The sequence below is a fragment of the Streptomyces sp. NPDC092045 genome, assembly GCF_044756005.1.
Taxonomy (GTDB): Bacteria; Actinomycetota; Actinomycetes; order Streptomycetales; family Streptomycetaceae; genus Streptomyces.
This window is the reverse complement of the sequence record NZ_JBIVSC010000007.1, coordinates 45,566-67,275: the sequence shown is the minus strand read 5'-3', so window position 1 is coordinate 67,275 and position 21,710 is coordinate 45,566. Positions and strand designations below refer to the sequence as shown.

Below are 21,710 nucleotides of genomic sequence, written 5' to 3'. Positions count from 1 at the left end.
CGATCGACAGAAACCGGAGCCCGCCATGTCCCAGGCCACCCTCCCGCCCCCGGCCGCCGCACCTCCCGCGGCACCCGCCCGCGCCAGGGGCGGCAGCGAGTTCGCCCCGCTCCTGCGGACGGTCAGGGAACAGGGCCTCCTCGAACACCGACCCGGCTGGTACGCCCGCGTCATCGTCCTCAACCTGCTGGGCATCGCCGCCGTGGTGGCCGGACTCGCCCTCGTCGGCCCCTCCTGGTGGGCGCTCCCGCTCGCCGTCCCCCTCGCCCTGCTCTCCACCCGCGCCGCCTTCGTCGCCCATGACGCCGGGCACTCCCAGATCACCGCCGACCGCGGGACGAGCCGCGCCGTCCAGCTCTTCCACGCCAACCTCCTCCTCGGCATGAGCAGGGAGTGGTGGAACGACAAGCACAACCGGCACCACGCGAACCCCAACCACCTCGACAAGGACCCGGACGTCGCGGCCGACGTCCTCGTCTTCGCCGAGCACCAGACGGCGGGCCGCACGGGCCTGCGCGGCTTCCTCACCCGCCACCAGGCCGGTCTCTTCTTCCCGCTGACGACCCTGGAGGGCATCGCGCTCAAGGCGTACGGGATCCGGGCCCTGCTCGCGAAGGAGGGCCCCTGCCGCACCCGGCGCGAGCGGCTCGTCGAGGGCGGCCTCCTCCTGGCCCACTTCGCCGGGTACGCGACCCTGCTCCTCGCCCTCCTCACGCCCGCCCAGGCCCTCGTCTTCGCCCTGCTCCACCAGATGCTCCTCGGCGTCCACCTGGGCATGGCCTTCGCCCCCAACCACAAGGGCATGGAGCGGCCGGACGAGCACGAGGACGGCGACGACTGGGGTCATCTGCGCCGGCAGGTGCTCACCTCGCGCAACATCCGCGGCGGCGCCCCGACCGACTGGTTCCTCGGCGGGCTCAACCACCAGGTCGAGCACCACCTCTTCCCCAGCATGCCGCGCCCGAACCTCCGGCTGGCCCGGCCCGCCGTACGGGCCCACTGCGCCGCGCTCGGCGTCCCGTACACGGAGACCGGCTTCGTGGACTCGTACCGCCGGGCCCTCGGGCACCTGCACGAGGTGGGCGCGTCCCTGCGCGGCTGAACGGGACCGGCGCCGGGCCGCCGGAGGGCCGCCGGAGGGCCGCACCACCCTCCGGCGGCCCGGGGCGCTCACCCCGTCAGCGCGCAGGAGTCGACCACGTCACCGTCCGCCGGCCGCGGGACCGTGCGGTCCGCGGGCGGCGCCGCGCCCTCCTCGACCCAGCGGGTCAGCGCGTCGAACGCCGAGCGGTAGCACGGCAGGATCGGCCGCAGCCGGTCCGGATACGTGTCGTACAGGCCGTCGGTGTGCGTCCCGTCCCGCACCGTGTAGTACCGGTGCAGCCGGCCCCGCCCCCGGTCCTCGACCATCCGCGCGTACACGTCGGAGCCGGTGGTGATGGGCAGCAGGGTGTCCAGGTCCCCGTGGAGCGTGATGAGGGGCTTGCCGATCCGGCCCGTGAGCGCGACCTCCGCGACGGCGCGGTGGACGGACGCCGGCCGGGAGGCGTAGTCGTACGACGCGTCCGAGGCGCAGGGCGCGAAGATCTCCTCCGCGGTCCGGCCTGCGGTGGAGCCCGGACAGGCCGGGTCGTACGAGGGGTCGAACTCGGCCCGGAAGATCTTCTGCGTCAGGCCCCAGTACGCCTGCTCGTGGTACGGCCACAGGAAGCGCGAGTCCGGTGCGAACCCGGCCCCGATCAGGTCCTCGTCGGTGGCCCGCCCCAGGGAGCGCGCCACGGTGACGGGCAGGCTCGTCAGGAGGTTGGGGCCGCGCGCGGTCCACAGCACGCCCTCCCAGTCGACCCCGCCGTCGTACAGCTCGGGCCGGTTCTCCAGCTGCCAGCGCGTCAGATAGCCCGCGTTGGAGATGCCGGTCACGTACGTGTGCCCCGGGGACCGCCCGTACCGCTGCCGCACGGCCTTCTTCGCGGCGAGCGTCAGCTCGGTCACCCGGCGGTTCCACTCGGCGACCGCGTCGCCGGGCCTCCGCCCGTCGGTGAAGAAGTCCGGGCCGGTGTTGCCCTTGTCGGTCGAGGCGTAGGCGAAGCCCCGGGCGAGCACCCGGTCGGAGATGAGCGCGTCCGTGGAGTACTGGCGGCGGGTGCCGGGCGCGCCGGTGACGACGAGTCCGCCGTTCCAGCGGTCCGGCAGCCGGATGACGAACTGGGAGTCGTGGGCCCAGCCGTGCGTGGCGTTGAGCCGCGAGTCGTCGGGGAAGTAGCCGTCGATCTGGACGCCCGGCACCCCCGAGGGGTTGCGGGTCCCCTTCGCGGCGAGGCCGGCCTGGTCCGCCATGTCGGTGTACGGCGTGCCCGCGAGCCCGGCGGTCGTCAGGTCGTCCAGACAGGCGGACCGCTGGTGTTCGGCGCCCGGCACGTGGAGCCGGTGCCGGCCCGAGCAGTGCGCGGCGGCCCCCGACTCGGCCCCGGCGGGGGCAGCGGGGGCGAGGACGGTGACTCCGGCCAGGAACGCGGCGAACAGGGAGACGCCCGGGAACAGGCGCATGATGGGCCTCCGGTGGGACGGCGGAGAAGTGAAGTGGCGCCACATCGTGCGGCGCGCCCCTTCCGCCGGACCATGGTCGGAGACCACATCTCGGACCGTCGTCCTATGGTGCGCGCCCCGGACCGGGGGCCCGGAGCCGTCGCGCACCCGGCTCACTAGGCTGCGGGGATGCACATTCCCTCGGTCGACGAGATCCGCGAACTGCACAGGAAACACGCTCCTCACGAGGAGGCCTTCGAGCGCGTCTTCACCCACTGCGAGATCGTGTGGCGGATCGCCGAGCGCCTGCTCCCGCGCACGGGCGGGAACCTCGATCCGGAGCTCGTGCGCGCGGGGTGCCTCCTCCACGACATCGGGGTGTACCGCCTGTACGACACCGAGGGGCGGCTCGACGGCCGGAACTACATCCGGCACGGGATCCTGGGGCACGAGCTCCTGGCGGCCGAGGGGCTGCCGGAGGCCGTGTGCCGGTTCTGCTCGTGCCACACGGGCGTCGGGCTCACCAAGGAGGACGTGCTCGCACAGGGGCTGCCGCTGCCGCCGGCCGACTACCTCGCGGTCACGCCGGAGGAGCGGATGGTCATGTACGCGGACAAGTTCCACAGCAAGAGCACACCGCCGAGGTTCCTGTCCCCGGAGACCTACGCGGTCTCCGTGAGCCGGTTCGGCCGGGACAAGGTCGCGGCCTTCGGGGCGCTGCGCGCGGCGTACGGCGACCCGGAGCTCGACGGCCTGGCCGCCGCGTACGGCCACGCCCTGACCTGAGCCCCCGGGTTTCTACGAGGCGCCGGCCCGGGCCGGGCGCACGGCCATCGCGTCGAGTGCTTCGAGGAGCGCGGGAAGCCTCTCGCCCCGCGCCACCGGCAGCACCTCGCGCGGCACCTCGTCGAGCAGGACGAACGCCATGTCGTCGGCCTTCGCCACGAACGACCAGCCGGGGCCGTCCGCGCGCAGCAGGCGCGTGCCGGCCTCCGCGTCGGGGGCCGACCGCACCCGCCCCAGCGGCGGCGGCTCCTCCAGATAGGCGTGCAGCTCGTCCAGGACCCTTCTGACGCCGTCGTACGGGTCGCTCCCGGCGGCTCCGGCGGGCGCGGCCCCCGGGTCCTCCGCCGTCCCCGTGCCCTCGGCGCCCTCCGCGTACGTGCCGTCGTCGCCCATCCGGGACCGCCAGGCGGTCCAGTGGAGAGCCACCTGGTCGGCGCCCAGACGGCGCTGGGCCGGGCCCCACGCGTCACCCGACGGCGGGGCCAGCGGAGCGGGGTCGCCCTCCTCGGGCTCGGGGTCGTGCGGGGCCGGCACCCCCGGGGCGGAGGTCGCCACGGGGAGCGGCCAGCCCGGCAGCCCGGCCACCACGGACCGCTCGTCCGGGGACAGGTCGTAGGCCATGCCGCAGTCCCAGGAGGAGATGGCCACGGCGACCAGCGACACGTCGTCGACGACGACCGTCCACCGCGCCCCCAGGCCGTCCTGGCCGAAGACGAGTCCGTACCCCTCCGGATCCGTCGCCAGCCCCAGGGCCGCGCAGGCCGCCGGATAGTCGTCCCCGAGCACGCTCGGGAAGCGCGCGGGCGTCAGCAGCGCCGCGGTCAGCACGAACAGCGCGTCGGCGTCGCCGTCGCCCTCGGCGATCGGGTCCGTCCCAGCCACGGCAGCCTCCCCATCCGGTCGTCGGCGCACCTTAACCAGTGAGTAACCCACGCGTCGAGGGTTTCTCCGCGACGGGAGGGCCCGGCGCGTCCGAGGTCACACCGGGTCGCTCCGCAGGCCGAGCAGCGAGCGGGCCACGGCGAGCGGTGACTCGTTCCGCTGCCGGGCGAGGGCGACGAGGGCCCGGCAGGCCAGTTCGTTCACGCCGAAGGAGAGCGCGTCGGGGGAGACGCGGTGCGCGGCCTCCTCCGCCCGGGCGGGGTCGTCCTCGGCGCACGCGGCCACGTACGCCGCCGCCGCCTCGAAGAGGTTGTGCCCCTGCCGGGCGGGGCGCGCCGTCGTCGGCGCGGCGGCCCCGGGCGGCCTCCGGGCGAAGGGAAGGAGTCTGCGGAGACTTTCCGGTATCCGTGTCACGGCCCGCCGCCTTTCCCGGGCACGGCTGCCCGGCGCTTCCACCGTAGACAGTAGGGCGTCGGCGCAGAAGGGCGCGTCGGTGCCCGGCACCGGGGCACGGGGTGCGCGCCCCGGTGCCGGGCCGGCTCCCCCGGCAGGGCCGGCGGGGCGGGCCTCCGGTGGCTCAGTCCTCGCGGACGGCCAGGGCCAGGTACTGCGCGTCCTCGTCGACGTACTCGACGAGCCGCCAGCCCGCCCCGGCGAGCAGGGGGCGCAGCCGGGGCTCGGCGCGCAGGTCGTCCGGGGTGAGGGCGCGGCCGTGCCGGGCCGCCAGGGCGGCCCGGCCGATCGGGTGGAACAGCGCGAGCCGGCCGCCGGGCCGCACGACACGGGCGAGCTCCCGCAGACCGGCGGCGGGGTCCGCGAGGTGCGAGACGAGCCCCGCGCCGAAGACGGCGTCGAGCGCGCCGTCGCGGACGGGCAGCCGGCCGACGTCGGCGAGGAGCAGCGCGCCGCCGTCCGCGCCGCCGCGTCCGGCCCGGACGGCCCGTTCGAGCATCTCGGGGGTGAGGTCCAACCCGACGACGGTGCCGGACGGCCCCACGGCGGCGCGGAGCGGTGGAAGCGCGCGGCCGGTCCCGCAGCCCGCGTCGAGGACCGAGCCGCCCGGACGCAGGCCCAGCTCGGTCACAGCGGCGGCGTACGCGGGGCCGTCGTCGGGGAACCGGCTGTCCCAGTCGGCGGCGCGGGCACCGAAGAACTCTCGGACGCGTGTGGGGTCGTCGCTCATGCGCCCATGATCCCGCACCCGGAGGGGTGGGGGTCCGACGCATACGCCGCCCGAAGGGGTGAGGGCCCGGCACGTACGCCACCCGGAGGGGTGAACGTACGGCGTGGGCTTTCTGGGTGAGCGTTCGAACTCGGCGCGATCGTTCGGGGTCAGCTCTCTGTCACATTCCATCAGCTTTCGAAATGCGCCCCCGACGCGCCCCTCGGTGCGCACTAGCGTCCCTGAGCCATGGGACACCTGGACCACGCCGCCTTCGGCCGGCTTACCCCCGTGCTGTCGGACGCGATGGCCTGCGTCGGCGCCGCCCTCGGACTGCGCTGCACCGTGCGGGCGCTCGACGCGACCGGCCGGTCACGACGGAACTGGCTGCTCACCGCCGCCTCCGCGATCGGCAGCGGCATCTGGACGATGCACTTCGTGGCGATGCTCGGATTCGGAGTGCGGGGCACCGACATCCGCTACGACGTTCCGCCCACCGTCCTCGGCCTCGTCGTCGCGATGGGAGTCGTCGGCGCCGGCGTGTTCGTCGTCGGCCACGGAGGCGGCCGGGTCCGTTCCCCGCTGATCGGCGGACCGGCCACGGGCGTCGGCGTGGCGAGCATGCACTACCTGGGCATGGCCGCCCTCCGGCTCCACGGCCAGGTCCGGTACGACCCCCTGCTGCTCGGACTGTCCGTCCTCATCGCCGTCGTCGCCGCCACCGCGGCGCCGTGGGCGGTCCCGCACATCCACGCGCCCGCGGCCGTGGCCGTCGCCCCGCTCCTCATGGGCGCGGCCGTCAGCAGCATGCAGTACACCGGCACGCTCGCGGTGAGCGTCGACGTCGCGCCCTCCGGCGCCCTCCCCGGCGCCACGGTCGTGCAGTTCGTCTTCCCGCTCGCCGTCGGCCTCGGCTCGTACCTCTTCGCCACCGCCGCCTTCGTCGCCCTCTCCCCGACGGCCGGGGAACGCGCCGCGTACGCCTCCGCGGGACGCCCCGCCGCACCGGACGGGCATCCGGCGGACGCCGCCACGCCTCCCGGCCCCCGCGCCGCCGGAGCCGTCCGTCCCCGCACGCCCTGACCCGACGCCCCTCCCGGTCGAGCCGTCCCCGTCCGTCCCACCGCACCAGAGCCAGCCGCAGCCGGAACGAGGAGGCCATGCGAACTCCCCGCAGGACCGAGGACGCCGGGGCACCGGCACCGCCGACAGCCGCGCGCGGGCGGCGCGCGCACGCGGGGCCGGCCGCCGACGGGCCCGAGGAGCACGCCCCCGGATCCTTCCCGGCCGTCGACCGCACGGCCGACGGGGCGCCGACCGCGCCTCCGGGCGCCGACGGACCCTCCGCCCCCGGAGAGGCCCTCAGTCCCTCCGGGGGCACCTCTTCCGGGATCGTTCCGCCTCCGGCGGCGACCGCGTCCGGCCCGCCGCGCGCACCGGCCTGCGCCCCCGCACGGTCCGCGCCAAGATCGTCTCCCCTCTGGTGGTCCCGGTCGTCCCGCTCCTCGCCCTGTGGGGCTTCGCCACCGTCACCACCGCCCAGGACGCCGCCCCGTCCCCGTACTCACGGCACGGCCGGAACCCGGCCCGGAACAGAGGCCGGGGACCACGGCGGAATCGCGGCCGGAACCACGCCCGGAATCAGGGTCGGAGCAGCGGTCGGGATCCGGGCGGACGCCCGCCGGGGTCACCGCCCTGCGCCCGCGCGGCACCTCCGTACCGCTGCCGGCGGGGGAGCGGAGGGAAGAGCGGGAACAGCGGGAACGGCCGACCGGAGCACCGGCCCGCGACCCCGGTGCCGGGTCGAGACCCAGTCGGTGGCCGAACTCGCCGCCGGCGCCGACCTGCCCGTCGGAGTCGTCCGGGGGCTCCTCGGAGACCTCCTCGAATCGGGCTTCGTGCGTGTCCGCCGACCCGTGCCGCCCGCGCGGCTCCCCGACGAAAGAATCCTGAGGGAAGTAATCGATGGCCTACGAGCACTCTGAGAGAACCGGCGCGGACGACGACGCGGACAGCACCGTCCTCGCCCTGAAGGTCCTCGTCGCCGGCGGATTCGGCGCCGGCAAGACCACCCTCGTCGGCGCTGTCAGCGAGATCCGGCCCCTGCGCACCGAGGAACGGCTCAGCCGGGCGGGGGAGTTCGTCGACGACACCGGCGGCGTGGGCCGGAAGGCCACCACGACCGTCGCCATGGACTTCGGCCGCATCACGATCCGCTCCGGGCTCTCCCTCTACCTCTTCGGCACTCCCGGCCAGGACCGGTTCTGGTTCCTGTGGGACGAGCTGGCGCAGGGCGCGCTCGGCGCGGTCGTCCTCGCCGACACCCGGCGCCTGGAGGGCTGCTTCCCGGCGGTCGACTACTTCGAGCACCGGCGGATCCCCTTCGTGGTCGCCGTCAACTGCTTCACGGGCGCGCGTGCCTACGGCGCGCACGACGTCTCCCGTGCGCTCGACCTGGACCGGGGCACGCCCGTCGTCCTGTGCGACGCGCGCGACCGGGACTCCGGGAAGGAGGTGCTGATCCGCCTGGTCGAGCACGCCGGACGGATGCACACCGCCCGACTCCTCGGCACCGTGGGCTGAGCGGGGCGACGTGGGCGCGGGACCGGACGTCCGTTCCGGCCCCTCAGTCGGCGAGGCCGGCTTCGGCGATCACCTTGTCGATCCTCACCCGGACGAGGAGTTCGCCGGGGACGGCGTTGCGCTCGCCGAACTCCTCGGCCCGGTCCCCACCCATGTAACGGGCGCCGATGCGGGTGGCCCAGTGGCGCAACGCGTCCGGCTCCTCGCCGAGTTGGGCACGCCCGAACAGCGTGACGAAGGAGAACGGCGGGGTGTCGTCGTCGACGCACAGGGAGACCCGTCCGTCGCGGGCGAGGTTGCGGCCCTTCACCGTGGTTTTGCCGGTGTTGAACACGAAGTCGTCGCCGTCGAGCACGAACCAGATCGGCACGACGTGGGGACTGCCGTCGTCGCGGACGGTCGCCAGCTTGCCGGTGCGCGTGCCCTCGGACACGAAGGCCCGCCACTGCTCCTCGGTCATCCTCGTCATGCTTCCCATCCTGAGGCACGCGCGGGCGTGGTGCAGTGCTTGCCCTGTCCACGACAGTGCGTAAGGCTTGCGCCGACACGCGGACCACGCCGGCACGGGGAGCACGGGAATCCGGGTCGACGGGGACGCACCGCACAGGGGGAGGACCACTGATGGCGTTGAACAAGGGACTGGACTGGCTCCTGGACGACCTGACGCAGCGGGTCGGGCACATACGGCACGCGCTGGTGCTGTCGAACGACGGTCTGGTGACGGGCGCGAGCAACGGGCTGGCGCGCGAGGACGCCGAGCACCTGGCCGCCGTCTCCTCCGGTCTGCACAGCCTCGCCCGGGGCTCGGGCCGGCACTTCGAGGCGGGCCGGGCACGCCAGACGATGGTGGAGTTCGACGAAGCGCTGCTCTTCGTGACCGCCGCGGGCGAGGGGAGCTGCCTGTGCGTCCTGAGCGCGGCCGAGGCCGACGTCGGCCAGGTGGCGTACGAGATGACGCTGCTGGTCAACCGCGTCGGCGAACATCTCGGAGTCGAGGCGCGGCAGCCCGGCCATCCGGGTGACGGCCCGTTCTGACGCTCTGTCCCGGTCGTTCCCCTCACTGCCCCTCGCCGTACCCCCTCGGGGTTCTGCCGGTGCTTCGCCAAGGGTTGTCCACAAGCGGTTTTCCACAGGCGGTGCGGGGTTCGTCACTCTGCGTTACGTTCTTTTCGGCGGGTCGAACGGATCCGCGCCACGGAGAGCACGGACGTACGGGGGAGGGCCGCGCGATGGCGGTGGACGGTCGCATGACGATGGCGGACGGTCGCGAGAGGGCGGCGGGCGAAGCGGCGCGCACGGTGACGCCGGCGCGGGCCGCGCGGGAACTGGAGCTGGAACGCGACGAGTTCCGGCTCGCGGTCCAGCTCGGCCTGGTGCGGACGGTAGCGGCCGGGGAGGGGGGACGGCGGAGGGTCGAACGGGGCGAGCTCGACCGGCTCAAGGCCGCGCCGGACTTCCCCGCCGGCCTGCGCGACCGGGTGCGCGCGGTGGGCACCGGGGAGGCCGCCGCACTCCTCGGGATCACCCCGGAGCGGTTCACCAGGCTGGCCCGGACAGGCCACCTCAGTCCGGTGCGGTTCTCGCTGAACCGCTACCGGGCGGTGGTGTGGACGTATGTGGCGGAGGAGGTCGCCGACTTCGGCCGTGCCTGTCCGGCGCTGCTCGCGGGGCGGCTGCCGTCGGAGCTTCGCGAACGCCTGGCCGCGGGTGAGGACCTGCGGCCGAGGAACTGGCGGGCGCGGCGGCTCGCCCTGCTGCTGCGCGGCACCGACGACCCGTGGGCGCGGGCCTCGGCGGTCGCCTCCCTGCTGGACCCGCTCCAGGTGGCCGAGGTCGTGGACGACCCGTACGAACGAGCCCACCTCGACCGGCTGCGCCCGCCGCCACCGGCCGGAATGCCGGTGTCCGCCACCGCGCGAGAGCTCGCCGAGCGGCTCACGCGCGCCGACGACCCGGACGAGATCCTCTGGCACCGGCTGAGCCTGACGCTCGCCCTGGACGAGGCGCGGGCCGCGTGCCCGGCCCCGTACCCGGGAGAGGCCGCCACGACCGAGCCGATCGTTCCGACCGCCCGGGGGATCGACGCCGAGCCTGCCGCACGGTCCGACGCGGCGTCTTTCATGCGGCCCGGCGCGATGCCTTCCGTACGGCCCGGAGCGGCGGACCCGTGGGCCGTTCCGGTGGTGCTCCGCGGCGGCCCGCGGGCCCTGTCGGCCCGGCCCCGGTCCCTGCCGACGGCTCCGCCTTTCCCGACGGCGCGACCTTTCTTGGCGGCCCGGCCTTTTCCGACGGCCCCGGCCCCGGCTTCGGCCCCGGTTCCTCCTTCGGTCCCGGCCCCGGCTTCGTCCACGACCACGGCCCCGGGGCCGACTGCGGCTCCTTCCACGGCCCCGGCCCCCTCTGCGGTACCGCCTCCGTCCGCCGCAACCCCGGCTCCGTCCGTGACGACCCGCCGGGCCGCCCGCCCGGCCCGCACCCGGTTCCTCGACAGGTTCCGCCGGAGGAGGGCGGGTGGCGAGGCGCACCCTCGGCGGCGGCGGAGGCGCCCGGTGACGTGGCCCTGAGGATCGCGGCCCCGGCGCAGGCCCGCTCGGGCGTGGGACCGGACGGTGGGGTGGCGGGCCGTCGCGGCGGGCGTCGGGCGTTGCCGACGCCCGGCGACCGGTGGCCCTCGCGGAGCGGCCGCCCCGGAGGGATGCTGGAGAGGTGGCGCGACGAGCGCCCGGCACGGGGAGCGCGAGGCGTCACCGGCGACCGGGGGGCCGTGAGGAGATGAGCGACGTGTACGACCTGCACATCGACACCGACGTCACCGTCCAGTTGAGCGACTGCGGCCGGGAGGACGCCCGGGCCGTGTTCGACGTCCTCGACGCGGCCTACCGGCTGGAGGACATGACGACATCCGGCCCGCAGGCGGCGACGGGGCCGTCCCCCACCGTCTGGACGGCCACGTTCGACACGGCCGGAGGGGAGCACCGGAAGGCGTCGCCGGCCGCTCTGTCCGCCGTGGTCGGCGTCACGCTCACCGGTGGTTACCACGCCGTCGACGAGGTCGAGAAGGTTCTGGCCGCGGGCTTCGACGTCCAGTCCCGGCACACCGTCTCCGGCGACCAGGAGAAGGAGGCGCGTCTGCTGCTCGCCTCCCGCTGAGCGGCGGGCACCGCAAGCGCGCCACCCCTGTCGGAGGTGCCGCCGCAGGACGCCCCGGGAGACGCGGACGGGCGCTCCCGGGGCTCTCGCACGCCAGCGAACGGGTGTGCGACCCCCCTGCCGTCCCCGGTATACACCCTGTGTAGTGTGCATGTTCGGTCGCACGGCCCGCCCTGACCAGGCGACGGCCGCGGCTCTGTCGAACGTCACCGGGGAAAGCGGGTTCCACCATGTTCCGATCCAGGCTGCGCCGACGCGGGGGAACCGCCGTCGCCCTGCTGGCCGCCGTGTCGCTGATGACGACGCTGAGCGGCTGCGGCGTGGATCCGCTCACTCCCCAGGAGGCGCGGGAGGAGGCCGGGTCGGACGACAAGCCCGGCGGCACGGGCCGTCGCGTCGACTGCGCGAAGACCAAGTGCATCGCACTGACCTTCGACGCGGGGCCGGGCAAGGACACTCCCAGGCTCCTCGACATCCTCAAGGAGAAGAGGGTTCCCGCCACCTTCTTCCTGCTCGGCAGCAAGCACGTCGACCGCTACCCCCAGGTGGTCAAGCGCATGGCCGATGAGGGGCACGAGGTCGCGAACCACACCTGGACGCACCGGATCCTGACGGACCTCGACGCCGCCGGGGTCCGCGAGGAGCTGTCGCGCACCCAGGACGCCGTCGAGAGGATCACGGGCCGGAAGCCCACTCTGATGCGCCCGCCGCAGGGCCGCACCGACGACACGGTGTCCGAGGTCAGCGAGGAACTCGGACTCGCCCAGATCCTGTGGAGCATCACGGCCAAGGACTACTCGACCGACGACTCGGCCCTCATCGAGCAGCGCGTCCTCGAACAGGCGCACGGCGACGGGATCATCCTGCTCCACGACATCTACGACGGAACGGTCCCCGCCGTCCCCCCGATCATCGACGAGCTCAAGCGGCGGGGCTTCACCTTCGTGACCGTGCCGGAACTCCTCGCCCCCGGGAAGGCGGAACCCGGCACCGTCTACCGCCCCGAGAAGGACTGACGGGACCGGCGCGACCGCCGACCCCGCGACGCCCTGCCGGTCATGGAGGAACCGATCGGCAGTGAACCGATCACCGGCGAGCCGATCGCCGACGAGCAGATCACCGGCGAAATCGGGTGAGGTGGCTCACATCGCCCACTCGGGAACTCTCGGAACATTCGGGAAAGGTTTACCGTTCATACGTATGTGACGACGAAGGGGCCCGGTCCCCAAGGTCCCCCCCCCGAGAGGTGACCGCCCTTCGTCCGTCACGGCGATCGGCCCCGGTTGGAATCCCCCGTCCGACCGGGGCTTTGTCGTGCCCGCCCCTCTCCGGCCCGCTCCGGAGTCCCCTCCGCCCCGGCCGGTGTCAGATCCGGGCGGGCGGGGCGGTCGGGTGACGAAGGGCGGAGGCGAGCATCAGGCCCGCGCCCCGGACGACGCTGGTCGACGGGTCGTTGGCCAGGCGGAGGCGGGCCCGGAGCAGATGGGCCAGCCTGCCCGTCACGTCGAGGCGGAGGGCGCCGCCGCCCGTCACCAGGACGCCCCGGCGCAGCGCCCCGCGCACGGCGCCCGTGCGATCGCGCCGCCACAGGTCGCTCACCAGGTCGGCGGCCGTCCCGGCGACCGAGTCCGGGACGCTTCCCGGCTCCGGAAGGTCGTCGAGGCCGACCTCGGCGAGCCGGGCGTCCACGACCAGGCCGTCCACGACGAGCGTGACCTCGGTCAACTGCGCGCCGAGATCGACCACGAGCAGCGGGCCGTCGCCGGGCGGGGCCGCGTGGGCCGCCGCCGCGCGAGCGCTGTCCACGGCGAAGACCCGTACCGCGCCGAGACCGTCCGCCACCCGCTTCACCGCCTCCCGCTCCTTCCGGCCGGCGAGCACCGGGTGGGTCAGCATCACGACGGTGTCGTGACCGTCGCCGCCCGGTGCCCTCGCCGTCAGGCCCCGCAGGAGCCGGAGCTGGGAGTCCGCGTCGGTCACGCGGCCGCGCAGCACCGGGCCGCTGGGCACGTCCGCGAAGACGCCCGCCCCCGGGGCCCAGGCGCGGGTCCGGGAGCTGCCGATGTCGAGGGCGATTCCGCGCACCGGCCGTCCGGCACCCCGACCGCCGTGTGCTGACCCGAACGATCCCATCGTCTCCGTCGCTTCCGTCCGTTCCTCCCGGACCCGCTGAATGCGAGGCCGATACGGCACCTCACTATGCATTATCCGTGGCAACAGCGCCATGCTGCTTGAGGATCGAAGGGGCTTCGGGTGTGGAGGGTCAGCTTTCGGAGCCCAGCCACAGGTCGGGGCCGAAGACCTCGTAGTGGATGTCGGCCGCGGCGGTGCCCCGGCCGAGGAGGTCACCGCGCACCGCGCGCAGGAAGGGCAGCGGCCCGCAGAGGTACGCGGTCGTGCCCGCCGGCAGGTCGAGCGCGGTGACGTCCGCGCGGCCCGGCCGGGCGCCGGAGTCGCCCGGCTCCTCGTACCAGAGGTGCAGGCTCCCCTGCGGCAGCGCGTCCACGAGGCGCCGCAGTTCGGCGGCGTGCGCGTGGGAGGCGGGAGCGCGGTCGGCGTGGACGACCACGACGGGGCGGGCCGACCCGGTCTCCACGAGGTGGTCGAGCATCGCCAGCATCGGGGTGCTGCCGATCCCGGCGGAGGCGAGCAGCAGGGGCCCGTCGCCCTCGGGCAGGACCAGGTCGCCGAACGGGGCCGACACCTCTACCGCGTCCCCCTCGCGGGCGTGGGCGTGCAGCCAGGACGAGACCTCGCCCGCCGGGTCGCCGTCGACCCGCTTCACCGTGATCCGCCACTGCGGGCGGCCGGGGGCGGAGGAGAGGCTGTACTGGCGGATCTGCCGGGCGCCGTCGGGCAGGGCGACCCGGACGCTCACGTACTGGCCCGGCCGGAACGCCGTCGTGGGGCTCCCGTCCGTGGGGCGCAGGACGAACGAGACCGTGTCGGCCGTCTCCTCCTGCCGCTCGGCGATCTCCATCGACCGCCAGACCCCGCCCTCGGTGACGCCGGCCTCCTGGTACAGCCGGGCCTCCACGGCGATGAGCGCGTTGGCCATCAGCCAGTAGACCTCGTCCCAGGCGCGGGCCACCTCGGGCGTCACCGCGTCGCCGAGGACCTCCACGATCGCGGCGAAGAGGTGCTCGTGCACGACCTTGTACTGCTCGGAGGTCACCCCGAGGGAGGCGTGCTTGTGCGCGATCCGCGCCAGCATCGCGTCCGGGCGCCGGTCCGGGTGTTCCAGGAGGGCCACGGCGAAGGCGGCTATGGAGCCCGCGAGCGCCTGCCGCTGCTCGCCGTTGGCCTGGTTGCCCCGGTTGAACAGGTCGCGCAGGAGCTCCGGGTGGGCGGCGAAGAGACGCCCGTAGAAGCGCTCGGTGATCCGGTCCAGGGCGCCGCCGACGGCGGGCAGGGTGGCGCGGACGACCGGGACGGCCTGTTCGGACAGCATGGGGACTCCTAATCTGGTAGATCATCTACCTATTTAAGGGCGGAGAGGAGCACGCGCTCGCGGCGCGTGCGGTCAGGGGGTGGGGCGGGGGGAGAGGGAGAGGAGGAGCGGACCGGTCGGCGAGGACACGAGTTCCGCGACGGTCAGCGGGTCGAGCACGCGGTAGAACGCCTCCTGGGCCTCGCGGAGCGCGCCCCGGAGCCGGCAGGCGGACCTGAGGGGGCAGGGCGGGTCGCCCTCGCAGGCGACGACCTCCTCCTCGCCCTCCAGGGTGCGGGTCAGCCAGCCCACCGACGAGCGCCGGCCCCGTTCCGTCAGGGCGAGCCCGCCGCCGCGTCCGCGCCGCGCCTCCACCACGCCGAGGTGCTGGAGCCGGGTGATCACCTTCGCCATGTGGGCGTACGGGACGTCCATCGACTCCGCCACCTCGCGCGTGGTGACGGACTCCTCCTGCGCGGTGACCGCCAGGCGCATCACGGCACGGAGCGCCAGGTCGGTGAACTTCGTCAGCTTCACGGCGCGACCGTATCAAAGTGGTATGCGAGATACGTATTCAGGGGGTGGATTCACCGGCCAGTACGGGTACCGGCCCCCGGCGGCACCCGCACCGATGTGGACGTCGGGCCCCGCCGGGGCCGGTCCCCTCGCGACGGACCGGCCCCGGTCGCCGCGGCGGCGCCTCAGGACAGCACCTTGGCCTTCGCCCTCTCGAACTCCTCCGCCGTGATGGCGCCCTTGTCCTTCAGGTCCGCGAGCCGGGCCAGCTCGTCCGTGGGGCTCGCGCCGCCGCCCTGCGTCCCCGCGGTCCTGCGGATGTAGTCCTGGAACGCGGCCTCGCTGTCCTTCGCCTGCTTGACGTCACGCCGGCTCATCCCCTTGCCGCGGGCGATGACGTAGACCAGCACCCCGAGGTAGGGGAGCAGGATGCAGAAGATCAGCCAGCCGGCCTTGCCCCAGCCGTGCAGGCTGTGGTCCCGGAAGATGTCGGTGACCACCTTGAACAGCAGGAACAGCCACATGATCCACAGGAAGAACCACAGCATGGTCCAGAAGAGGTTGAGGAGGGGGTAGTCGTCCATGCCAGCACGCTCCGTTCCGGCGCCGGCCGGGAGCGGCCGGGCGTTGGAGCGAGTCTCACCCGGGCGCCGCGTCCCCGCACGTCGTGGCGGCCCGCCGCACGGGCCGCCCGTCCCCGTCCCCCGCCCCGTGACCGGACGGAAGTGCGCACCGGCCGGAAGCGCGCACCGGGCGAAGGCGCGCACCGGACGGAAGCGTGGACCGGGCGGAAGTGCGACGGACGCGGCTCAGGCGCCGCGCAGGGCCGCCAGGGCGCGGTCCGCGTGCGCGCTCATCCGCAGCTCGCTGCGCACGACCTCCCGCACCCGCCGGTCCCGGCCGATCACGAACGTGACCCGCTTGGTCGGCGCGAGCGAGAAACCGCGCTTGACGCCGAACCGCTCCCGCACGACACCGTCCGGGTCGGACAGCAGGGGATATCCGAGGGAGTGCCGCTCGGCGAACTCCTGCTGCCGCTCCACCCCGTCGGAGCTGATCCCGACGGGCAGCGCGCCGACGGCGCGGAACTCGGCCGCCAGGTCGCGGAAGTGACAGGCCTCGGCGGTGCAGCCCGGAGTGAGCGCCGCCGGGTAGAAGAAGAGGACGACCGGCCCTTCGGCCAGCAGTCCGGTCAGGGAGCGAGAGGTACCCGTCTCGTCCGGAAGGCTGAAGTCCTCGACGAGGTCACCGACGTTCATGGAGGTCCGTCCCCGATCCGTCCCGATGCGCCGCCGGAGCCTCCGGTGGCCGGCCGGTGACGTTACCGCAGAGTAGAGCTCCGGTCATCCCTCGGGTCCCGCCACGCTCCTCGGGTCCCGTCACGCTCCTCGGGTCCCGTCACGCTCCTCGGGTCCCGTCACGCTCCTCGGGTCCCGTCACGCCCCTCGTGCCGCCTCGGCCGTGGCCCGCCCCGTCCCCTTCCGGCCCTCCCGGGCTTCCGAGGCGACGCGCCGGTCGAGCACGGCGAGGGCGCGGGCGCCCCAGCGCAGGTTCTCCTCCTCGAAGAACCGGCCGCGCATCAGCGTGAGATACGGCCCGATGCGCTCCGCCTCCTCCAGGTACGCCTCCTCGTCCCGGCCGGCGAGCATCCGCTCCCGCAGGCGGTCGTAGCGGGCGAGCTTCGTCCGGGCCGTCTCCATCCGCCCGGCCACGAACGCGCGGACGGCCGCGGTGTCCCCCTCGTCGCAGGCCTGCACCTGGACCAGCAGCTCGTCGCGGACGGCGCTCGGGCGCGGAGGCGTCGACGTGCAGGCGGCCAGATCCCGCCTGCCCGACTCGGTGAGGCTGAACATCCGCTTGTTGGGCCGCCGTTCCTGCTCCACCACGCGGGCCGCGATCAGACCGGCCTCCGCCAGCCGGTCGAGCTCGCGGTAGAGCTGCTGCGGGGTGGCGGCCCAGAAGTTGGCGACGGACACGTCGAAGATCTTGGCCAGGTCGTATCCGGAGGCCTCGCCCTCCAGGAGAGCTGCGAGGACGGCGTGCTTGAGGGACATCCGGACACGCTAGCAGTCCGTTGAATAGTTTCTTCCGCACCTATTCAACGGAAGAACGGAAGAACGATCATCGCACCGACGGAGGCGGTCGGGGGCCGACGGAGGCCGCGAACCCTTCGCTGGCACGTACGTCCGGCGCCCGCCTAGGCTGGAGGGGAGGGGAAGCCGCGGGGGAGCAGATCCGAGGGCAGCGCGATGGGCAGCGACACGTTCGTCTACACCACCTACATCCGGACCACCCCCGACGAGCTCTGGAAGGCGCTCACCGAACCGGAGCTCACCCGCCGCTACTGGGGCGTGGCCTTCGAGACGGACTGGACGCCCGGCGCCCCCATGGTCTGGGAGGAGGGCGGTCGCAGGACCGCCGACCCCGAGCAGGTGGTCCTCCGGGCCGAGCCCGGCCGCCTCCTCTCGTACACCTGGCACACCTTCACCCCGGCCTGGGCGGACGCCGTCGGCCTCGGGCACGACGTGTACGAACGCCTCGCCACCGGGCCCCGGTCCCGGGTGACCTTCGAGATCGAACCGTCGGGCGACACGGTCAGGCTGACGGTCACCCACGGCGGCCTGGCGCCCGACGGCCCCATGGAGAAGCTGATCGGCGAGGGCTGGCCCGCGCTGGTCTCCAGCCTCAAGTCGCTCCTGGAGACCGGGGAGGAACTCCCGGAGCCGCCCCGCTGACCCGCGGACCACGGCCGACCGCCTCCCTGCCCCACTGGCCCAGAAGGCGTCCGACGCGTCGTCACGCAGACGCGCGCGGGAGTGGGGCGCGCCGCCCCCCCGCGCTCGGTGCCCTCCTCGCCGGCCCGGCGGCCCGGTCGCCCGCCGGGCCGGACGGCGGCGGTGCGTACGGGGACGGCTACCGGTACTCGACCGTCAGCGTCACCGGCGCGTCCCGGTTCACGAAGAGGTACGCCGTCCCGGCCGGCGCCGACGCGAAGCCCAGGCGGAACTGGGTGGTCCCGCCCCGGTTCAGGGCCGCGAGGGCCTCCGCCGACAGGTCCGTCGACACCGCGCTCCCGGACGAGAGGGCGTCGATCCGCGCGCCGCCCGCCACCGTGGCCGGCGCCGACCAGTCCGCCGGCTCGACCGCGCACCCGCCGAAGCAGCCCGTCCGCACGTCCACCAGGAGCTGGTTCCCGGCGGGCGAGGTCCAGGGGTCGCCCGCACCGCTCGACCGCGTGACGGTCAGCCAGGCCCGCGAGACCTCCTTGCCGGCCGGGATCCGCGAGGTGTCGAAGGAGACCACCGTACGGTTCACCTTCCCGTCCGTGCCCCGGCCCAGCGCGAGCCCGGACACGTCCTCCAGGGTGCCGACCGCCGCCCCCGAACCGTCCGCCGCCGCCTTCACGTAGCCGTCCTCGGCGTCCGCGCTGGTCAGGACCGTCCGGTCGGAGGAAGGCGGCGGCGTCCCGGTGCCGCGCAGCGCCCGCACCATGCCCATGACCGCCTCGATCTGCTTCCCGCCGTGCCGGGCGTAGGCCGCGTCACCGAGGTAACCCCACCAGTTCCAGCAGCCGTTCGGGTTCTCCAGGGTCCCCGTGGCCGCCGCCTGCGGGTACAGCACGATCATGTCGTTGGTGTCGGCGTACTCGTTGAGGTAGGCGCCCTCGACGAACCGGGTCCCGAACCCCTGGTACGCGTACCCCTGCTTGCAGCCGTGCAGCGCCACGAGCAGACGGCAGCGCGCCCCGTCCGAGCAGGACCTCGGCACGTACGCGAAGCCCTCCGCCCCCATCGAGATCGCCGGGGCCGAACCGCCGGGCGCGTACGCGTTCTGGTCGAAGCGGATCAGCGAGCCGTCCGTCCCGGAACCGGGCGCCGCGACCGACCCGAAGAGGTGCCCGAGCAGTGCCCCCTCCGCGTCGGTCCCGCACTTGTTCAGGAACGGGGTCTGCGTGACCCCGCAGGAGTTGGGGCCGAGCGGCGTGATCCAGGCGTGCCCCGCCGCCGTGGACCGGTCGTGGCGGACCCGGGCGCCGAACCGCCCGTAGTAGTCGGAGAGCGCGTCCACCACCGGCCGCTTCACCGTCGTGTCCGCCGACCCGCTGAAGGCGTACACCGGGTCGCCCGCCAGGTTCGCGACCGGATCGATCTGCCCCTGCGCGGACCGGTCGCGGGTGGCCTGCTCCAGGGCGGCGAGCTGGAGGTTCTGCGTGGTGTCCATACAGGCGTTGAGCGCCGTGGCGAGCTGGCCCCGGGCGCAGTCGTACGGCCCCGAGGCGAACACCGCGGAGCCCTCGAACGTCCCCGAGTACGCCACGTGCAGCTGCGTGGCCATGTACCCGCCGGACGAGACGCCCGCGCTGAACACGGAGCCGATGTCGTACCCCCGAAGGGTGCCGGGCACGGGCGGGGGAGCGGCGGCCCCGGCGGGGACCGCGGTCGGGAAGAGGGTCGCGGCGGCGCACAGCAGCAGCGCCGCGAGACGGCGTGGCCCGCGCGAGCGGGCGGGACGGGATGAACGCATGGGGGCTCCCGGGCGGCTCGTTCCTGACGGGGGATCGGCCGGGACGCTACGGGCTCCCCGGAGCCGTCCTCCATGGGTGAGGACGCCACAATCCGGCCGGTCCGCTATGGCGGCCCGTCACCTGGCAGCCCGCGCGGGCACGTCCGCCGCGAGCTGCGAGGATGGTGCCATGGAGCACCACGAGGAGAAGGACGGCCCGCTGGCCGAGGCCGTCGCGCTGCGCCAAGGGGGACGGCGGGAAGAGGCCCGCGAACGGCTGGTCGCGCTCTCCGCCCGGTGGCCGGACGACGCCGGGATCGCCTACCAGACGGCCTGGGCGCACGACGTCCTGGGCCTGGAGGCGGAGGCCGTGCCGTACTACGAGAAGGCCCTCGACGACACCACCGGCCGGCTCGCGCCCGACGACCGGCGCGGCGCCCTCCTCGGCCTCGGCAGCACCTACCGGGTGCTCGGCCGGTACGAGGACGCGGTCGCCCTCCTGACCCGCGCGGTCGGCGAGTTCCCCGAGGACGGCTCCCTGCGCGCCTTCCTCGCGATGGCCCTCTACAACACGGGCCGGCACCACGAGTCGGTCTCCCTGCTGCTGCGCCTGCTCGCCGCGACCAGCGAGGACCCGTCCGTCCGCGCGTACCGGTCGGCCGTCGAGCACTACGCGGAGGACCTCGACGCGACCGGGTGACCGGGCGCGGACGGGGCCCGGGTCAGTCGTTCACGGCGGTCAGGAGGACCACCGCGTCCTCCAGGGCGGTGAGCCCGTGCCGCTCCTTGGGGATCATGCGGAGCGTGCCCGCCCGCAGCTCCTCCGCCCGGCCGGCCGCCGTGAGGCTCACCCGGCCCCGCAGCACCTGGAGGCTCGCGGCGGGCGGCGCGTTGTGCTCGTCCAGGGACGTGCCCGCCGTCAGGGCGATGACGGTCTGCCGGAGCACCCCGTCGTGCATCACCAGATGGGCGCTCCGCCCGTGCGGCGCGGTGCGGGCCGCGGCCAGGTGCTCGTCGGCGAGGGCGGTGAGGTCCAGCATCATGACTCTCCCTGCGGGATGCGCGGGTGGATGACCCCAGCCTCCCGCGTGACGGCGGGGACGCAAGTCGGGACCGCCGGCCGCACCCCGGCCGCCACCGCGACGAGTCCGCCGACGGCGACGCACGCCCCCGCCGCGAGCAGCGCGGCCCGCCAGCCGTGCGCCGCGTACAGCCACGCCCCGGTGAGGGACCCGGCCGCCCCGCCGCCGAAGGTGGCCAGCATGAAGACGGTGTTGACCCGGGCCGCCACCGCCCGGCCGATCCCGAAGATCCCGGCCTGGTTCGCCACCTGGCACGAGCCGACCCCCGCCACGAGCAGGTTCGCCCCGGCCACCAGGGCCGCCGGGGAGTACGGGAACAGCCCCGCCACCGCGAGCCCGAGCCCCGCGCACGCCAGGCCCCCGGCGCCCACGGCCGCCGTCCCGCACCGGTCCGCGAGCGGCCCGGCCCCCGCCGAGAGCAGCGCCGCCGGCAGGGTGAGGACGCCGAAGAGACCGGCGGCCCCCGGCCCGTACCCGAGCGGCGGGGACGCCAGGTGGAAGGCGAGCACCGCCCAGAAGACGCTGAACGCGGCGAAGGCGCAGGCCCCGAGCAGCGCCGGGACCCGCAGCTCCCGGTGGGCCGCGAGGAGCCGGGGGAGCCCGGCCAGGAGCCTCGCGTACGACCCGCCGCCCCGCTCGCCCGGCGGGCCCAGCCGCTCGGGCAGCCGGCGCGGCAGCACGCACAGCAGCACCGCCGTCGCCGCGGCGGCGACCACGTACGCCGCCCGCCACGTGCCGAGCGTCACGCACGGGCCGCCGAACCGCCGCACGAACTCGGAGACGTCGTCGTACCCGAGCGTCCCGCCCGTCTCCACCACGCGCTCCTCGCCGGCCACCCGGCGGAAGGTCGTGGGCCCGGCCGCCGCCCACGCCGCGCCGTTGTGCACGGGCGGCACGGGCTGGAGGTACTCCGCCGTGGCCGTCGCCCCGTAGGCCGCCGCCGAGTGCCCCACGAGCGCCGCGGGCCGCCGCCGCACCTCGGCCGTGTCCGACTCGACGGCGGTGCGGATCGTGCCCCACAGCGTCACCGTCTCCCCGACGATGTCGAAGCGGCCGACGTCCTCCACGTGTCCGGCGGACGCCGTGACCG

Annotated in this window: 25 protein-coding genes; 11 read left to right on the top strand and 14 right to left on the bottom strand. The window is 74.7% G+C overall.

Translation table 11 applies throughout. The annotated features are described in order from the left end of the window. Positions 1 to 25: 25 nt before the first annotated feature. Positions 26 to 1,102 (top strand): acyl-CoA desaturase, encoded by a 1,077-nt coding sequence (locus tag ACIQKA_RS19560; protein ID WP_383445683.1) that lies wholly within the window; start codon positions 26 to 28, stop codon positions 1,100 to 1,102. Positions 1,103 to 1,170: 68 nt separating this feature from the next. Here ACIQKA_RS19560 and ACIQKA_RS19555 read toward each other — a convergent pair whose 3' ends face one another. Continuing rightward, a complete protein-coding gene (locus ACIQKA_RS19555; RefSeq protein ID WP_391094934.1) occupies positions 1,171 to 2,547 on the bottom strand; it encodes a tannase/feruloyl esterase family alpha/beta hydrolase in 1,377 nt (458 codons plus the stop codon). Positions 2,548 to 2,715: 168 nt separating this feature from the next. Between ACIQKA_RS19555 and ACIQKA_RS19550 the strand changes: the two genes are divergently transcribed. After that, the gene (locus ACIQKA_RS19550; RefSeq protein ID WP_383445677.1) at positions 2,716 to 3,312 is read left to right on the top strand and encodes an HD domain-containing protein; all 597 of its coding nucleotides are present in this window, start codon (positions 2,716 to 2,718) and stop codon (positions 3,310 to 3,312) included. A gap of 12 nt (positions 3,313 to 3,324) precedes the next feature. On the opposite strand, the gene ACIQKA_RS19545 is transcribed toward ACIQKA_RS19550, so the two are convergent. The 3 genes from ACIQKA_RS19545 to ACIQKA_RS19535 all read right to left on the bottom strand — a co-directional run bounded on the left by ACIQKA_RS19545 (position 3,325) and on the right by ACIQKA_RS19535 (position 5,377). Continuing rightward, positions 3,325 to 4,194: a hypothetical protein gene (locus ACIQKA_RS19545; RefSeq protein ID WP_402541698.1), complete on the bottom strand. Its 870-nt coding sequence runs from the start codon at positions 4,192 to 4,194 to the stop codon at positions 3,325 to 3,327. A 96-nt stretch (positions 4,195 to 4,290) separates the two neighbouring features. Next, positions 4,291 to 4,608, bottom strand: a complete 318-nt coding sequence (locus ACIQKA_RS19540) for a hypothetical protein (RefSeq protein ID WP_402541697.1) — start codon at positions 4,606 to 4,608, stop codon at positions 4,291 to 4,293. A 163-nt stretch (positions 4,609 to 4,771) separates the two neighbouring features. Continuing rightward, entirely contained in the window at positions 4,772 to 5,377 is a 606-nt protein-coding gene (locus ACIQKA_RS19535) for a class I SAM-dependent methyltransferase (RefSeq protein WP_402541695.1), read from the bottom strand. A gap of 228 nt (positions 5,378 to 5,605) precedes the next feature. Between ACIQKA_RS19535 and ACIQKA_RS19530 the strand changes: the two genes are divergently transcribed. The 3 genes from ACIQKA_RS19530 (at position 5,606) to ACIQKA_RS19520 (ending at position 7,939) form a co-directional block, all read left to right on the top strand. Further along, complete coding sequence (locus ACIQKA_RS19530) at positions 5,606 to 6,439, top strand: MHYT domain-containing protein (RefSeq protein ID WP_402541693.1); 834 nt, start codon at positions 5,606 to 5,608, stop codon at positions 6,437 to 6,439. Positions 6,440 to 6,972: 533 nt separating this feature from the next. Beyond that, the gene (locus ACIQKA_RS19525; protein ID WP_402541825.1) at positions 6,973 to 7,341 is read left to right on the top strand and encodes a DUF742 domain-containing protein; all 369 of its coding nucleotides are present in this window, start codon (positions 6,973 to 6,975) and stop codon (positions 7,339 to 7,341) included. Continuing rightward, on the top strand, positions 7,322 to 7,939 hold the full coding sequence (locus ACIQKA_RS19520; RefSeq protein ID WP_402541691.1) for a GTP-binding protein: 618 nt from the start codon (positions 7,322 to 7,324) through the stop codon (positions 7,937 to 7,939). Before ACIQKA_RS19525 ends, ACIQKA_RS19520 begins: the two co-directional genes overlap by 20 nt. Before the next feature lie 43 nt (positions 7,940 to 7,982). On the opposite strand, the gene ACIQKA_RS19515 is transcribed toward ACIQKA_RS19520, so the two are convergent. Further along, the gene (locus tag ACIQKA_RS19515; RefSeq protein ID WP_402541689.1) at positions 7,983 to 8,408 is read right to left on the bottom strand and encodes a PPOX class F420-dependent oxidoreductase; all 426 of its coding nucleotides are present in this window, start codon (positions 8,406 to 8,408) and stop codon (positions 7,983 to 7,985) included. A 152-nt stretch (positions 8,409 to 8,560) separates the two neighbouring features. Here ACIQKA_RS19515 and ACIQKA_RS19510 point away from each other — a divergent pair, with 152 nt between their 5' ends. The 4 genes from ACIQKA_RS19510 (at position 8,561) to ACIQKA_RS19495 (ending at position 12,105) form a co-directional block, all read left to right on the top strand. Further along, positions 8,561 to 8,974 (top strand): roadblock/LC7 domain-containing protein, encoded by a 414-nt coding sequence (locus ACIQKA_RS19510; RefSeq protein ID WP_383154263.1) that lies wholly within the window; start codon positions 8,561 to 8,563, stop codon positions 8,972 to 8,974. A gap of 212 nt (positions 8,975 to 9,186) precedes the next feature. After that, on the top strand, positions 9,187 to 10,503 hold the full coding sequence (locus ACIQKA_RS19505) for a DUF6397 family protein (protein ID WP_402541687.1): 1,317 nt from the start codon (positions 9,187 to 9,189) through the stop codon (positions 10,501 to 10,503). Between the two features lie 208 nt (positions 10,504 to 10,711). Further along, entirely contained in the window at positions 10,712 to 11,089 is a 378-nt protein-coding gene (locus ACIQKA_RS19500; RefSeq protein ID WP_383154268.1) for a hypothetical protein, read from the top strand. 230 nt (positions 11,090 to 11,319) lie between these two features. Continuing rightward, positions 11,320 to 12,105 (top strand): polysaccharide deacetylase family protein, encoded by a 786-nt coding sequence (locus ACIQKA_RS19495; protein WP_402541685.1) that lies wholly within the window; start codon positions 11,320 to 11,322, stop codon positions 12,103 to 12,105. Between the two features lie 349 nt (positions 12,106 to 12,454). Here the strand turns inward: ACIQKA_RS19495 and ACIQKA_RS19490 are convergent, their stop codons facing one another. From ACIQKA_RS19490 to ACIQKA_RS19465, 6 genes are all read right to left on the bottom strand, one after another. Further along, positions 12,455 to 13,222, bottom strand: coding sequence for a rod shape-determining protein (locus ACIQKA_RS19490; RefSeq protein WP_383154272.1), 768 nt, complete (start codon positions 13,220 to 13,222; stop codon positions 12,455 to 12,457). Positions 13,223 to 13,352: 130 nt separating this feature from the next. Further along, positions 13,353 to 14,540, bottom strand: coding sequence for a globin domain-containing protein (locus tag ACIQKA_RS19485; RefSeq protein ID WP_402541683.1), 1,188 nt, complete (start codon positions 14,538 to 14,540; stop codon positions 13,353 to 13,355). 72 nt (positions 14,541 to 14,612) lie between these two features. Continuing rightward, complete coding sequence (locus tag ACIQKA_RS19480) at positions 14,613 to 15,056, bottom strand: Rrf2 family transcriptional regulator (protein ID WP_366378765.1); 444 nt, start codon at positions 15,054 to 15,056, stop codon at positions 14,613 to 14,615. A 164-nt stretch (positions 15,057 to 15,220) separates the two neighbouring features. Then, positions 15,221 to 15,619 carry an SHOCT domain-containing protein gene (locus tag ACIQKA_RS19475; RefSeq protein ID WP_383432934.1) on the bottom strand — a complete coding sequence of 133 codons (399 nt, stop codon included), beginning with the start codon at positions 15,617 to 15,619 and terminating at the stop codon, positions 15,221 to 15,223. 225 nt (positions 15,620 to 15,844) lie between these two features. After that, entirely contained in the window at positions 15,845 to 16,294 is a 450-nt protein-coding gene (locus tag ACIQKA_RS19470; protein ID WP_383154278.1) for a peroxiredoxin, read from the bottom strand. 177 nt (positions 16,295 to 16,471) lie between these two features. Continuing rightward, positions 16,472 to 17,089 (bottom strand): PadR family transcriptional regulator, encoded by a 618-nt coding sequence (locus tag ACIQKA_RS19465; protein ID WP_402541680.1) that lies wholly within the window; start codon positions 17,087 to 17,089, stop codon positions 16,472 to 16,474. 195 nt (positions 17,090 to 17,284) lie between these two features. On the opposite strand from ACIQKA_RS19465, the gene ACIQKA_RS19460 reads away from it, so the two are divergent. Then, complete coding sequence (locus ACIQKA_RS19460) at positions 17,285 to 17,770, top strand: SRPBCC family protein (protein ID WP_402541679.1); 486 nt, start codon at positions 17,285 to 17,287, stop codon at positions 17,768 to 17,770. Positions 17,771 to 17,948: 178 nt separating this feature from the next. On the opposite strand, the gene ACIQKA_RS19455 is transcribed toward ACIQKA_RS19460, so the two are convergent. Beyond that, entirely contained in the window at positions 17,949 to 19,559 is a 1,611-nt protein-coding gene (locus ACIQKA_RS19455; protein WP_402541677.1) for a PHB depolymerase family esterase, read from the bottom strand. Positions 19,560 to 19,728: 169 nt separating this feature from the next. Here ACIQKA_RS19455 and ACIQKA_RS19450 point away from each other — a divergent pair, with 169 nt between their 5' ends. Further along, complete coding sequence (locus ACIQKA_RS19450) at positions 19,729 to 20,238, top strand: tetratricopeptide repeat protein (RefSeq protein WP_402541676.1); 510 nt, start codon at positions 19,729 to 19,731, stop codon at positions 20,236 to 20,238. 22 nt (positions 20,239 to 20,260) lie between these two features. Here ACIQKA_RS19450 and ACIQKA_RS19445 read toward each other — a convergent pair whose 3' ends face one another. After that, positions 20,261 to 20,578 (bottom strand): cupin, encoded by a 318-nt coding sequence (locus tag ACIQKA_RS19445; RefSeq protein WP_383154372.1) that lies wholly within the window; start codon positions 20,576 to 20,578, stop codon positions 20,261 to 20,263. Beyond that, a complete protein-coding gene (locus ACIQKA_RS19440) occupies positions 20,578 to 21,687 on the bottom strand; it encodes an MFS transporter (RefSeq protein ID WP_402541675.1) in 1,110 nt (369 codons plus the stop codon). The genes ACIQKA_RS19445 and ACIQKA_RS19440 overlap by 1 nt, the downstream gene beginning before the upstream one ends. Positions 21,688 to 21,710: the final 23 nt, after the last annotated feature.